General features: G+C 54.8%; 10 protein-coding genes. 1 reads left to right on the top strand and 9 read right to left on the bottom strand.

The genetic code is table 11. The annotated features are described in order from the left end of the window. Nucleotides 1–4 precede the first annotated feature (4 nt). Nucleotides 5–1003, bottom strand: a complete 999-nt coding sequence (locus tag ACHHRT_RS06175) for a TolB family protein (RefSeq protein ID WP_395498797.1) — start codon at nt 1001–1003, stop codon at nt 5–7. 365 nt (nt 1004–1368) lie between these two features. Here ACHHRT_RS06175 and ACHHRT_RS06170 point away from each other — a divergent pair, with 365 nt between their 5' ends. Further along, nucleotides 1369–2628 (top strand): ISL3 family transposase, encoded by a 1260-nt coding sequence (locus tag ACHHRT_RS06170; protein WP_395498795.1) that lies wholly within the window; start codon nt 1369–1371, stop codon nt 2626–2628. On the opposite strand, the gene ACHHRT_RS06165 is transcribed toward ACHHRT_RS06170, so the two are convergent. From ACHHRT_RS06165 to ACHHRT_RS06130, 8 genes are all read right to left on the bottom strand, one after another. Continuing rightward, nucleotides 2593–4353, bottom strand: coding sequence for a phospholipase C/P1 nuclease family protein (locus tag ACHHRT_RS06165; protein ID WP_395498793.1), 1761 nt, complete (start codon nt 4351–4353; stop codon nt 2593–2595). The genes ACHHRT_RS06170 and ACHHRT_RS06165 overlap by 36 nt on opposite strands. Before the next feature lie 3 nt (nt 4354–4356). Next, a complete protein-coding gene (locus tag ACHHRT_RS06160; RefSeq protein WP_395498791.1) occupies nt 4357–4980 on the bottom strand; it encodes a hypothetical protein in 624 nt (207 codons plus the stop codon). Nucleotides 4981–4998: 18 nt separating this feature from the next. Next, entirely contained in the window at nt 4999–5916 is a 918-nt protein-coding gene (locus ACHHRT_RS06155; protein WP_395498789.1) for a phospholipase C/P1 nuclease family protein, read from the bottom strand. Then, complete coding sequence (locus ACHHRT_RS06150) at nt 5913–6488, bottom strand: carboxypeptidase-like regulatory domain-containing protein (RefSeq protein ID WP_395498787.1); 576 nt, start codon at nt 6486–6488, stop codon at nt 5913–5915. Before ACHHRT_RS06150 ends, ACHHRT_RS06155 begins: the two co-directional genes overlap by 4 nt. A 26-nt stretch (nt 6489–6514) precedes the next feature. Continuing rightward, on the bottom strand, nt 6515–12490 hold the full coding sequence (locus tag ACHHRT_RS06145) for a fibronectin type III domain-containing protein (RefSeq protein WP_395498785.1): 5976 nt from the start codon (nt 12488–12490) through the stop codon (nt 6515–6517). A 389-nt stretch (nt 12491–12879) separates the two neighbouring features. Continuing rightward, nucleotides 12880–13254 carry a DUF4870 family protein gene (locus ACHHRT_RS06140; RefSeq protein WP_395498783.1) on the bottom strand — a complete coding sequence of 125 codons (375 nt, stop codon included), beginning with the start codon at nt 13252–13254 and terminating at the stop codon, nt 12880–12882. After that, a complete protein-coding gene (locus ACHHRT_RS06135; protein WP_395498781.1) occupies nt 13247–13897 on the bottom strand; it encodes a TorD/DmsD family molecular chaperone in 651 nt (216 codons plus the stop codon). The genes ACHHRT_RS06140 and ACHHRT_RS06135 overlap by 8 nt, the downstream gene beginning before the upstream one ends. A gap of 6 nt (nt 13898–13903) precedes the next feature. Next, nucleotides 13904–14320, bottom strand: a complete 417-nt coding sequence (locus tag ACHHRT_RS06130) for a rhodanese-like domain-containing protein (RefSeq protein WP_462348131.1) — start codon at nt 14318–14320, stop codon at nt 13904–13906. Between the last annotated feature and the right edge of the window lie 76 nt (nt 14321–14396).

Genomic DNA, 14396 nt, shown 5'->3' with positions numbered 1-14396 from the left:
TTGTTCATTGGACCGTGATGGTGACGGTGTCCACGCGTGCGCCTGATATGCCGATCGCCGTAACAGTGTATGTCGTGGTGCTGTCCGGCGACACGAAGAGATAGCCGTTGGCCGGATGTACCTCTTCCTGGCCGTCGGCCATGATCCGGACTTGGGCTGCGCCGGTGCTGGTCCAACTTATTCTGGCCAGATCGCCTGGCGCGATAAACGGCGGGTCGACCTGCAACTCCATAGTGGGCCGAGGCAGGTAAGGCGACCAACTGATGCCCCAGACGAGATAGCCCGGTTCGGCTATCTTTCTCAGGGTACCGGGATCTCCATCGCTGCTTACCGTGAAAATGTTGCTGAGGTTGGTAAAGGCGATGGTTTGGCCATCCGGAGAAAATTTCGGTTCCAGGCAGCTTGCCGGTGAGCAATCCAGGATTTTCTCAAGATTGTTGCCGTTTTTGTCCATGATCCAGAGATCCAGCAATGCCATCCCGTCCGCTGCTGCGCCGCGGTCGCGGTTGGAACTGAAAATGATCCATTCCCCATCGGGCGACCAGTCCGGTAAGGTGTTGACGAAATCGTCATCCGTCAGGCGGATTTTGCCGGTTCCATCGGGGTTGATGCGAAAGAGGTCGAACTGACCTTCAATTTTCCCCGTGGCCTGGCTGTATTGCCGATCAAGATAGTAAACGATCTGGTTACCCTGCGGTGACCAGGCGGGCGAGCTGCCATCGTACCAGGTGCGAACCGGATCGTCGCCGGTATCGATAATCCAGCTATGGTCATTGATAAGATCGAAAACCACCAGGTTGCCATAGTTGCCGTAGCCGGTGGTCATTTTTTTCAATGCGACGATTCTATTGCCTTCCGGAGCAAACGCGGGAGCGGCAACGGGCGCGCCGTTGTAATTGAGTTGATGGATGATACTACCGGGAAACGGTTGATCGGAGAAGAGATCCATGACCATAATGTCCCGGCTGTAACCTGAAACACAAAAACCGTCATGGTCGCTCACGCTGCAGCTATGCTGTTCGAAGGCGAGCAGGGTGCCGCTTTTGTTCCATGTTGCATTAAAATACCGACTCGTCCGCAGAATTTGTGGGTATAGCTCTTTGAAAACAATCAGCTCCAGAACCTGAGCCCTGCCGGAGGCGAGGGCGGCAAAGCCGCTCCTTCGCCGTCGCCACCTTCAGGTTGAGCATGGAGGGCCGGGGCCGTCAAGGCTGCGCGCAGCGCACCCCCGCCAGGGGGCTTGGCCTTGACGGCCCCGGTTCTCCATGCTACGGCATCGGCAACTTCCGCTTCACAAAAAAAGCATCCTGTTTTACCCTGCCGGGAAAAGTTTCCACCACGAAACGGACCCAAACAAGGAGAAACAGGATGCTGATTCAAACTATCTTGAACCGGATCGAAAAACAACCCGGTTTTGTGTACGAGCGATGTAAATTGCGTCAAGATGGCCGTTTGACTCTGGAGATCACCCTGCGGCCCAAGCGCGGCAGCCGGCCGATTTGTTCGGGTTGCGGCAGAAAAGGACCGGGCTACGACACCCTGGCCCAGCGGCGCTTCGAGTTTGTCCCCTTGTGGGGGATTCTGGTCTTTTTCCTCTACCGTCCGCGCCGGGTTGATTGCCCGCGCTGCGGCAAGGCCAAGGTGGAAAAAATGCCGTGGGCCAGGGGCAAGAATCGGCTGACCACCACTTATGCCTGGTTTCTGGCTACCTGGGCCAAGCGAATGAGCTGGAAAGAGGTGGCGGTCTCTTTTATGACCAGTTGGGATTCGGTGGTCCGCTCGGTGAAAATGGCCGTTGAATGGGGTCTTGCCAACCGTGACCTGGAGGGCGTCACCGCCATCGGCACCGACGAAATCTGTTGGCGCAAGCGAACCAAAAACAAGTTCGTCACCCTGGTCTACCAGCTGGACGCCGGCAAAAAGCGCCTGCTGTGGATCGGCCCCAACCGGACCACCAAGGTGTTCCGGAGCTTCTTCGACTGGTTCGGACCGGAACGAAGTGGAAAACTGAAGTTTGTTTGCAGCGATATGTGGAAACCGTATCTGCGGGTGATTGCCGAGAAGGCCGTCAATGCGGTCAACGTCCTCGACCGCTTCCACGTGGCGAGCCACATGAGCAAGGCCATTGACCAGGTCAGGGCCGAAGAGACTCGGGAACTCAAGGCCAAAGGCAAAGAACCGGTGCTGACCAAAAGCCGCTGGTGCCTGCTCAAAAGGCCGGAGAATCTCACCGACAACCAGGTGGACAAGTTGAAAGATCTGCTGGCCTGCAACCTCAAAACCATCCGGGCCTACCTGCTCAAGGAGGACTTCCAGCGCTTCTGGGACTACGTCCACCCCGGCTGGGCCGGTTTTTTTCTCGACAAATGGTGCACCAGGACCATGCGTTCCCGGCTCAAGCCGATGAAAAAGGTGGCGAAGATGCTGAGGGCTCACCGGCCACTCCTGCTCAACTGGTTTCAGGCCCAAGGCGAGATCGACCTCGGCTGTGTCGAGGGGTTCAACAACAAAGCCAAGGTGATTACGAAACGAGCCTACGGCTTCAGGACTTATGATATGCTGAAAATCGCCTTGTATCATTCGCTTGGAGATCTACCCATGCCGAAGTTTACCCACAGATTTTGCTGAGGAACCAAAATACCAAGGGTTGGGAGTGGTTGCGTCGGTGACCGGGTAGGGGTGGGCTCCAGACGGCGAGATGACCATGATATTGCTGGTGTTGGGTTGCCCGCCCGGTTGGTGGAAGTATGCCAGCCGGGTATTGTCGAATTGGTAAACCTGAGCGGCGACCGCGCCGGCCTCGTTGCCCAGCGTGCCATTGAAAACCACGGTGAATGTAAAGTCGTAAGCATTGGCCGGTACGTTTTCCGGCAGGTTAACGGTGACAGGCACGTAGCCGTAATTGATGGCGTCCGCCGGCCCCGAAATTACGTAAATTGCTTGCCCAACCCGCCGGAAAAAGGGATCCCGATGGTCGGGCAGCTTGTAGCTGTAAGCCAGTTCGATTTTTCCTTCCGTCATCGGCTCCACGTTCCAGCCCGCTTCGATGGGGGCGGTACTGTTCTTCATGGCAAAACTAAGGCCGGTAATAGAGGAATCGGGGCCGATCAACTGTAATGGGCTTTTAATGTCGATACGGCCGCGGAAGAAATAATCGAGCAGGGAAGCTGAATAGCCGATGGCGCGCGGGATGAGTCGTTTGGCATATTCAAGGTAACACTGGTCGTCCAGGGTAAAGGCAAGGCGATATAGCGGCGGGTTGTCGGGCCAGCCGCCGCCGAATTTGAGATAGCGCGGTTTCAAAAATTTATCGATCTTTTCGCCGTGGTTGTTTTTTGCCACGTATATAACCTGGTCCAGTTGATCGTCCCGGGCCCAGACCTGATGCAGCCGGTAGTCGGCCAGTTCCGGATAGGCGGGATCAGCAACGCTTTCCCGATTGGGATATGGAAAGTAGTGATTCGTGTTTGATTCATCCTGGAATATGGTGGAATGACTGACAAAGTTGGTGTTGCTGTACTCGGCCAGACCGATGTCGAATCCGGTCTGGTAAGAGTTGGAACTGCGGACCGAACCGGTGTCCCAGAAGTTGGTCAGAACCCTTTCGCCGGTGAAGGGTTTGCTGATGATGGAAATCTCTTCATCGATCAGATCGAAATTATCCCGAACATATCCTTCGAAGGGATTGCCAATCCAGCCGGACAGACAGAACCCTCCGGGACAGCCAATAACCTGTATATGTCCTTGCGAAAAATCATTCCTGGTATGGGCCGGGACCGCCATGTCCTGAAGGAGGTGGAGTACGTGGCCTAAGGTCAAAAAGGTTCCGGCCAGGTAGTGTTCACGTTCGACTTGGCTGGAACTGGTTAGGGCGTGGTAAAACAGATCCCGGGCTACCGACCAGTTCCGGCCATTGTTAATATTGGAATCATTGTTCACGGGGGGATGCAGCGGTGTCTGATTCTCATCCACCATGCCGGTAGCCCAGACCAGGTTGGAATATCTTGAAGTTCCACAGTAAAGATTGAGATACCAGGTGGAATCCGTCAACATGGCCTCGGGCCAGGGTTTGGTCGGGTCATGGAAATGATTGCTGGCGCGGCAGCGCGGGTCGTCTTCTAGCTCGGCACCTCTCTTAAGCCAATCTATGATTGCAAATGTATCTATTCTATCAGACAATCTAGTACCAATGCCTCTCTCAATGCCGAGGTTTGCGATGAGAGTATCTTCGAGGATTGAGTGCCCAACAGCTGTTTCGGTAAAGGAAGGATGCGAACGTTTGTCGTCAAAGGCAAAGGCCAGAGAAGAGGAGATTAAGAACACTATGGCGAAACAAGAAAATATTTTTTTCATGGCTTACCTCTTCTTCCGAAAAGTTTCTCTTTCTTTAAAGCGAAACGCAACTTCATAATCTATAGCATTCCAATACTTCGATTCTTTCAGTCCAGCTTCCCGAAGATCCAAAGCCGGCCCGATGAAAGACCCATGACTTACAAAAGAATATTCCTCTTTCCAGGGCTCAAGATACAACTTCTGGCTCTTCATCCTGAAATTTTCTCGTCTTTGATATCGAGCCCTTGTTTTATCATCTTTTCTGCAACCCAGATAAATCAACTTGGAATCCCACCCCACGTAACCGGGCTTGTAAATCTTGAGATGGGGTTTATCCAGGGCAAACGTGCCGAAGCGCATGGGTATTCTCAGGAAGCCGTCGGCATCCGATTCCGCCTCCACGGCCTTGGCGGTATAAGTGGAAGATAGCCCGGGCAGACCCTTGGTTCGGTACCACATTGCTAAAGCCACCGCTCCCTCTATGGGCTCCTTGGTTTCGGCATCGAGCACTTGGAAGGTGGTCGGCCCAGCGCAGCCGTTTAAAAGTAATGCGCTGACCAAAAGGCTGACGCAGATAATAAATTTACGGCCCGTTCCCATCCCGTTAAAATGTCGAGCTATCTGGCTTAAAAATCCCTGATCCGCCATATTCCATCGTCCCCTTTTTTAGAGAAAGTAGTGCTTAGTGTTTGATTCATGCTGGAATATGGTGGAATAACTTACAAAGTTGGTGTTGCTGTACTCGGCCAGACCGATGTCGAATCCGGTCTGGTAAGAGTTGGAACTGCGGACCGACCCGGTGTCCCAGTAATTGGTCAGAACCTTTTCGCCGGTGAAGGGTTTACTGATGATGGAAATCTCTTCATCGATCAGATCGAAATTATCCCGCACATATCCTTCGAAGGGATTGCCAATCCAGTCGAGCCCGCACCGCCACCCCTCGGGACAGCCAATGTTTTGAGTATGTCCTTGCGAAAAATCATTCCTGGTATGGGCCGGGACCGCCATGTCCTGGAGGAGGTGGAGTACGTGGCCCAGGGTCAGAAAGGTTCCGGCCAGGTAGTGTTCACGTTCGACTTGGCTGGAACTGGTCAGGGCGTGGTAAAACAGATCCCGGGCTACTGACCAGTTCCGGCCATTGTTAATGTTGGGGTCATTGTTCACTGGGGGGTGCAGTGGTGTCTGGTTCTCGTCCACCATGCCGGTGGCCCAGACCAGGTTGGAATATCTTGAAGTTCCACAGCGAAGATTAAGATACCAGGTGGAATCCGTCAACATGGCCTCGGGCCAGGGTTTGGTGGGATCATGGAAATGATTGCTGGCGCGGCAGCGCGGGTCGTCTTCAAGGAAGGCACCTTCCCGAAGCCATTGTGTTGCAGTTCGGCTTGTAGAGCCAATTTTCAGGGCACTATTGTATCCGCCAGATAATGCTAATTGATTATCGAGAAAAAGCTCGAGTGATGAATGCTCAATTGCTAGTACAGTGAGTTCCCGATGGGTTTTCTTGTCGTCAAAGGGAAGTGCAATTGATGGAGGCAAACACAAAAAAAATGCAATAGAATAGCTGAATATCCTGTTCATCATTTCATCCTCTCCCTGCGCAATTTTCTCTCACTCTGGCTGCGCGGTGCCTCGTAATCATGAATTTTTGTAAGGTACTTCGAAGTGCTCAGGTCGATTTTGTCTCCTGGTATACTTAAGAAAAGTTCATGACTAACATGAGTATATTCCTCCCTCCAAGGCTCCAGATAAAGATCTTGGTCTTTCATCGCGAACGTCTCTCTTCTTTCGTAAACAGGGATCGTTGGGTTTTTTTCGCTGCGCCCCAGATAAATTAGTTTTGAGTCCCATCCAACATACCCTGGCTTGTAGACCTTGAGGTGGGGCTTCTGCAGGGCCAGGGTGCCGGCGACCCCGGGAATTCTGAAGAAGCCGTCGGCATCCGATTCCGCCTCCACGACCTTGGCGGTATAAGTGGAAGATAGCCCGGGGAGACCCTTGGTTCGGTACCACATTGCTATAGCCACTGCCCCCTCGATAGGCTCCTTGGTTTCGGCGTCGAGTACTCGGATGGTGGTTGGCCCAGCGCAGCCGTTTAAAAGTAATGCGCTGTGCAAAAGACTGGCGCAGATAATAAATTTACGGCCCGTTCCCATCCTGTTAAAATACCGGACTAACCGGTTTAAAAATCCCTGATCCGCCATATCCCGTCGACCCCTTTTTCAAAGTAGATATAGAAGGTAACAATCTCCGGCTCTCCCCTGAAGACCACCTCTCTTCTTATCCGATACTCGGCGGTGTTGTTTTTCTGGTGGATCATTTCAATATCCTGCATCTCCTGAGCAATCTGCGGCAACTCGGCTTTCATGATCGTAAAGATTTCCCGGAAGGTGTCCTGCTGCCACAGGGAGAAATGCTCAACCGCCGTGTCGATATCTCCGGCAATCAGTGCCTGCTTCATTCCTTCCCATTTGGCTTGAAGATTATGGTTGAGGGCCGTCCGGTCAATTGCCAGAACGGCCACCTGGTCGCTGAAAAAAGCGCCCTGTTCGTCTTGGACCGTAACGGTGAACTCATAGATGCCCGGTGCGTTCAATCTGAGTTCCCAGCCATCCGTTGAAGAGGAGACGATGTCGACCACTCCCGGTCCCAGGTAGGAAAGTTGCGGTTGTCCGGACCAGGAGAAACCGGCTTCCACCCCGAGCTTGATCTCCAGAGGGGCGGGGCCGGATTCCGCATTCGCATTCACGGTGATGTAGCGGGCAGCGGGGCTCGAGGTAAGATAAAGCGATTTCGCGGCATATTGGCCTTTGATGTCGATCGCTCCGACAATCAGGGTGTTGTCACCGGGCTGCAAGGGTACATCGGCGACAAAGGATCCGTTATGGACCAGGGCGGTTACTCCGTTGACCACGATCCCGGTTTCAAGCCCTTCGTTGTGGCTGATGGTTCCCTTGACCAGGACATTGGAACGGGGGATTGTTTCGTGCTGCTGGGGCGACAAGATTTGCAGGTTAAACAGGGCGATGGTCTCAAAGTTGTGGTTGCCCGAGGTTGTGGTCTGCCCCTCCTGGTTGCTGGATGAGACCCGGAAGTGGTGTTGCTGCCCGGAGTTAAGATCTGTCAGGGTAAAGCGATGGCTGGTGGTCGGTTCCGTGCTGCCAACGGTAAGTCCGTAAGCCGTGGTTTCGCCATACTCCACTTTACCGGTGGCCGGCTGATCCGTGCTCCAGGTAATGGTCGCCGAGTTGGCGGTAATATTCTCCACGGCGATGTTGCTGATTGTCGGAGAATCGTTGGTGCGGAACGTCAGGTCATCGCTTGATTGGCTGTCGCCATCGCTGTTGGTTGAGGTAATCCGAAAATGGTAATTCGACCCTGGTGCAAGGCCGGTTATGGTCAGGGTGTGAATGGTGGTAGGGTGGTCTTTAGATACAGTTTGCCCATAAGACTGGCTGGTCCCGTATTCCACCACGCTGTCTGCCGGTTGGTCGGTGATCCAGGCGATTGTGGCTGAGGTGCCAGTGATGTCCACCACCTCGATATTGCTGATTTCGGGAGGGTTAGATGATGTCTCGGTTTGCAAGGTCTGGTTGCTGGTTGACCGGCTGCTGCCGTCGCTGTTGGTTGAGATAAGCCGGAAGTGGTACGTCGTGCCCGGTTTGAGGTCGGCAAGTTCCATACTGTGGTTGAGTACCAGAGTGGCGTCGGCCACCGAGCTTCCATATGCGGAGGTTTCGCCATACTCCACCATACTGTCCGCCGGTTGATTGGTGGTCCAGATAACGGTGGCGGAGTTGGTGGTTATCTCGGTGATCCCGATGTTGCTTATAACCGGGGCAACCATTTTCAAGGCCATGTCGTGAACGAGGCTTTGGCCGCCGGCAATCTCCCCGGAAAAGGAGACCGGAAGATAATCGTGTCTGGACGCTGTAAGATAATAGGAGCCGGGGGGCAACCCCATCAACTCATAGCTTCCGTCCGGTCCCGAGTACACGGTCTGGTAAACAGGTGAAGACTGGGAAGCTCGCAACTGGATTGTCGTGCCCTGGATGGGCTGCCCGGTCGCCGTGGCGGTGACGACGCCGGTAATTTGCCCCATATCCAGCAGTACCTCAATAGTTGCCGTTCGGCTCTGCCCATACTGGTCGACAGCGGTCACGTTTATTACATATTCGCCATAACCCGCAGGATATAGGTTTGCCCGGTAATTTTCTCCATTTAGGGTCGCTGTTTGACCGTTTACCGTTACCTCCGCTTCATTGGTCACCGTTCCGGTGATCAGGAGAGGCCATCCAGTTACCTTTGCGCCATCATCGGGCGAGGTTATGGTTATCATGAGGGGCGGAGCCGGCTGGAGTTGGAAATCGCGTCGATGCGTTTCGCCGGCAATTATAGCGCCTGCGGTGTTCTCCGGATGATACCCTGCCTTATCGGCGGTAGCGTCGTAACTCCCGCTCTGGAGCCCGCTTATGCTGTATTGACCGCTTGCGTCGGTCTCGCCGCTATGGGTTGAGAGAAAATCAATGGCAAGATAGTCGGTGGCCAGAAACGGCATTGGGTGCTGCATGCTGGGAGTGTAGGTGATTCTGGTCTCGATCCAACCGTCGGAATCGTAGTAATCGGCGGAATTGTCGAGGATCAAGCCTGCCAGGGTAACATCGTCATAACCGAGTTCGTGTTGAGCGGTCTGCAGGTGATCCCACCGCTCGAGTTTATGGTTGTATGCATGCAGCTGCATCCTTCGGACGACAGATCCCTGGTTGGAAATCCCCGGACAGGATGAGCATTCGGCGACCTGGGCCTGATCCTCTTTCCCGTCAATAAAGGTTCTGAAGGCGAAGCTGCCCGATATGGGCTCCCATATGCCTTGTTTTCGCTGAAATCCCTCACCCCCCTTGTACGGGTCCGGTGTCTGGTAACGCCAGTAGACTCTGAACAGAACGTCGTCGAAAAAATCTTTCCTGTAAGTATCGCCGGCAAGTTCCAGCACATAATTTTGGCCCTTGATGAGCGCAGCAGGTTCCGAGAAAGAGAAATCCTCCCAAGCGCCGGATGTATCAAGATCCCTGGCAGCCACGGAGTTGCTCTCCGCGAGAACCGCATCCGAGTCCCCACCTGTCTGCGACTTCAGGAAGACCTTCACGTTGCCGAAAATGCGATCCTCAGCCCCGACCTCCCGTGCAAGCTTGAGGCTGACGCCGGTAAGCAAGCCGTTGTCGCCGGCGATGAAGCTCTGTCCCAGGACTTGATCGCGAGAGTCGCATCCCAGCCCGTTCCAGGTGATGCTGATTGGGTCGGGCGAAACAAAAGGATTTCTTGTTCTGAATATTTTTGAGGTGGAACCGGAATCGACCGCCTTGACATCGTTATTTTCACGGATCGCCTCAAATTCGGCGGGCCCCCAATTAGCAATATCATAATCCCCGGGGCTGAGGTGGATATCCCTGGCGTGTAATACGGAAACCAGGGCGCCGGCCAGCGGCTCACTGGTTTCCCTGCTGCTGACTGTGCCGGTGATAGCCGTATGGGGCCCGGATTCCGATTTGCCGACCAGGGAGACTTTGGTCAAGGGGCTGTCCGGGTCGTTCGAAGGGATAATGAGTTTTGCGCTATGGACTCCTTCAGCGGCAGGAGTGAAACCCAGCATGATAGTACATGTTGGGCCATGGGTATAAAGCACGGCGCCGGAACAATTGTCCTTACTTACCGAAAAAGGCGCTTCGAGAGAAGGTATGGCTCCCAGATCCAGCAGCCCGGTTCCATTGTTGGCGATCTCAAGGGACGCCCAATGGTAGCCGCCGGTATTGATCGTGCCGAAATCAACGGTATCTGATGACAAGGAGAGTTGGCCGTAGTAGGGGGTACCATCTGAGTCAACGCCTACTTGAATGTAGTTTTCCCGGAGCGCTGTGCCGGTATTGCCGAATGAGTCGGTTACGTTGAGGCGGACCGAGTAAAGCCCGATTTCGGTATAGGTATGGGTGGGGTTTTGCTCATAGGAATCGATCTGGCCGTTATTGTCGAAATCCCATGCCCATCCGATTATTGAAGCGCCGATGGCAGGGTAGCCATGGCCGGTAAACTGCACGGTCAAGGGAGCGCCCAGGCTCTGGGTAGGATGGGCACTGAACGAAGCCGAGGCAGTGGGATTGAGACTGGCATGCCAGTAGTGGTTTCCGGTGTTGGGCGCACCCCACGAGCTCAGCCAGGATCTCGACCCAAAGTCGATGATGTCTGGTCGGTGGTGGTTATAGAAACTCCAGCGCGCAACAAAGGAGCTGAGGTTGCCGTAGCCGTCCGGAATCCTGGCAATCAGCATTGGCTGGTCGAACCCCTTGCGCACCCAGAACTCATTATCGGTGACCCAGGTTGCATAAGCGGTATCCTCGAGCAGTACCAACCTGCTGTTTTGGCCGCCCTGCAACCCGGAATCGAGCAGTTCCCATCCCTGGCTCCAGGACTGAGTCGCATCGTGCAGATAATTTATGTAATTGCCGTTTAAGTCTGCAGCCACCCGGACATTGCCATTTTGGTGAATGACGAAGGAATGTCCGGTGCCTGTGCCGGTATAAGTGTCGAAAAAAGAAGGATTATTAGCGTTCCCCTTCAGCATTTGATTCCCTGCCAGGATGTAGGGGATGTTGTCTGGTCCGATGGCGATATCCGCGGGCGTGGCTTGACTTTGAGCTTCTACGGGTATCAGTGTGATCGTGCGCCATACGCCTTCAACGCGGTTCGCATAATGCAACGATGTATAGTAACTGCCCCGGTATTGCTCGCGAAGTTGATACAGCACATGCGGGACATCATTGGCGTCTATTGCTATGGAAGTGAGGCTGCCTGACGCCCCGGTCCGCAAGTCGAGTTGTTCGACGGCTCCCCAGGAATGAGACCCCGCAACGCTGTCAACTGTATTCAGTTGACGATAATATGGCCGCTGATTCCAGTTATAGGAGATCACATGGATTACATTTGTGCTGTCAATGGCCGCCGAGATACCATGGTGCCAATACCATTCATCTTGGGCACTGACCTTTTGCCACGAGTATCCCGTTTCGGAGGTATGCACCTCTATCCAGCCATCCCAGAAGCCAGTGTGTCCCGCGTTGCCATTCAGGTAATAAAGGCGTCCGGTAGAAGTGCGGACTATCTGTTTGGAACCGATGAACCCTGTATTCACATTGGCTCGGGTGACCCTGGCGGCAGAAGCAACCGGCGGAGGGTCTGAGGCCAGAATTATCGTAACGCTGTCCGAGGCGGAGCCTCCCGGTCCGCTGGCGGATATGGTGTAGGTTGTGGTTTCGGCCGGCGAGACGAGCAGGGAGCCGGTGATTTCTACTTCGCCGATGCCGTGATCGATGGAAACAGTATGGGCGTTGGTTGCCTCCCAACTCAGGGTGGCGGTATCGCCTTGGTCGATGGTTGCGGGCTGGGCCTCGATGAAGACGGTCGGCGGTTCTACAGGCAGCGGCTCGACGGTGATCTTGACGCTGTCGGAGGCGGAGCCTCCCGGTCCGCTGGCGGATATGGTGTAGGTTGTGGTTTCGGCCGGCGAGACGAGCAGGGAGCCGGTGATTTCTACTTCGCCGATGCCGTGATCGATGGAAACGGTATGGGCGTTGGCTGCCTCCCAGCTCAGAGTGGCGGTATCGCCCTGACTGATGGTTGCGGGCTGGGCCTCGATAAAGACGGTCGGCGGATCCCGCGGCTCTTGGCTGGTGCCTATGATCGCTATCGTAAGGAAGCTGCCCGGGGCGCCGAAGATGCGCACGGAAAAGGTGTTTGAGGAGCCCAGGGTGACTTCACGTGTAAGGTGCGCCACCTGTTGGCTAAGGTCGGACGGCTTGACGACATCTATCCCATTGATGGTGACAATGGCGCTTGAAACCCGATCTCCTCCCTCATTATTTCCATTGCGTATTTCCAGAAGATGCCCAAGTCCGGTTGTCAGACTCGGAAAAATTGTTGAATGGGTGTGGGGTCGCCCGTCATTCCTCTCGTATGTATGTGGTCCGAAGATGTGATCCCCTGCGAGGAGCCCCTGGGGACTTAAGAACAGAAGCAGAATAAAGATGAATAACCAGCGTGCTAAGGGATATTCGATTTGGTCGGATTTATCGGTTGATTTTGCCCGCTCCAGCGTACCATCGGTCATCGCAACTCCTCGCCTGATAGGATTTACTTATTGCGAAAATTACATAGTAGTTAAATCGCAAACAGTTTATGTTTTTTCGGCAAGGAAGGACGACGGTCGATCACAATTAAACCGTAATTTCGACTGGTTATGCAATTGATGAAATGAGGTCCGCCAGTTCTGCATCCTTCTGTTGCCTTGTATTACGGGGCACACTATCTAATAGTAGGAGCTGAATTTAAGTGATGTTTAACGTCAATTGTTTTTAAATGTCAACAGCAAATTTTGTCGACGTTGTCAAATTTTCATTCTCAAAAAGAGAATTACTGTCAGGCGTGGGGGGGGCGGCGGGCATGGTGTGGGGCGTTGCGTTAAGCGGTGGGCGGCGCTTTGATTCGTTCGTTTTGATTCTAATCAAAAAACCAAGTGGCGGGATCGGGGTAGGGCGCTCCCCGGTCCAGGTATTTTATCCCCTTGGCGCAACGGATGATCAGCCAGGCGGCCCAGAAGATGATGATCAGCCAGCCGATCCCCACCCCCGAGAGCAAAATTCCGCAAAAGAGATAGAGCAGGCCGATCCAGAAGGTTCTGATCTGGAAGCGATAGTGGCTGGCCAGCCAGGCCGGGGCGTCGCTTCTGTTGATGTAGGCGATGATCACTCCGATCAGGCCGGTCAGGCCGATCAGGATGGAGGCCAGGTAGAGGATGTAAACCACTTTGGCGGTGGTGGCCCCCGAGGTGCCGCCGCTAACCGATTCCGGCTGGTGGGGCATGGCTTCAACCATGGTTCGTCTCACTTGCCGCCTGCAATTCCGGCAGCGCGTTCTGTTCGGCCAGAATAAAGTTTTGGGTGAGAGCGCCCAGCACTTTGTAAAATTCAGCCCGGGCTTCCTCGATCACCAGTTCGGTGAAGGGCTCCACCCAGCGGCCCGGATGGCGGTTGAGGAAGGCTCGCTGCCGCAGCATGAACTGGCTGGCCGTTCCGGGATCCGCAGTCTGCAACTGGCAGTGGATCAGGAAAAACATGAACTCCAGCTCGGTGGCGATGAAGTCCGGGGGGTGTTTGAACTCGCCGCCGGGTTTCAGGCCCACCACCTGGTAATGCTGCTGGGCCTCCAGGGTGGTGGGCCCCATGGTGCGGCCCCCGTCCAGATAAAAAGAGCCGTAGGGGGCGGCCGCCAGGGGGCCGGGCCCCAGGAAGAGCCGGGTGTAATCATCCCGCAGTTCGCCGAGGTCCGCTTGCTCGCGGTATTCGGCCAGGAGGTCGTCGGCGTAGGGGGCCAGCTCGGGATAGCACCCCTCCAGGCCGCCCTTAAGGAGGGTCAGCACCTTCTCCAACGTTGCGGCGGGCGGATGGTAGAGGGCTGAAAGTCCCTGATAGGCCCGGCCCCGGGCGTCATGCCGGTTGAGGTCGTCGTTGCTGTTCACGGTGGGTTAACGGACGCTGATCGGATAACGTTTGTTTTGCCAGGCGGGAAATCCCGCCCGAAAGGTAAAGACGTTTTTGTGGCCGGCTTGTTGCGCCGCGACCGCGGCAGCGGGGGCCAGGCCTCAGTCATAGCCCCGACAGTAGAAAACCAGGGGGATATCCTTGTTTTCCGGCAGCAGGTGGGCCATCCGTTGAAACTGGTCGCTCTCCGGGGAAGAGATGTTGATGGCGCCGCTGATATGGCCCTGGCGGTACTCCTGGGCGGTTCTGGTATCCACCACCACGATCCGGCGAGGCTGATCCAGCCGCTGCTTCAGCTCATCGACGCTGAGGTCCCTGATCCCCTGGGCCATGGCCGCGGCGGCGGTGGTCATCAGCAACAGGCAGAGGCCCAGCCCCATGGCAACAATTTTGTGATACATCTTTTTCTCCTTGGTTCTTTGAAGGTTGAACGGTTACAAAGTGGGAATGCTATTCAATAGGGGGCCCGGTGTCAAT

The organism is Desulfurivibrio modestus, from assembly GCF_044068625.1.
Lineage (GTDB): Bacteria > Desulfobacterota > Desulfobulbia > Desulfobulbales > Desulfurivibrionaceae > Desulfurivibrio.
This window is presented reverse-complemented; position numbering and strand designations above follow the sequence as displayed.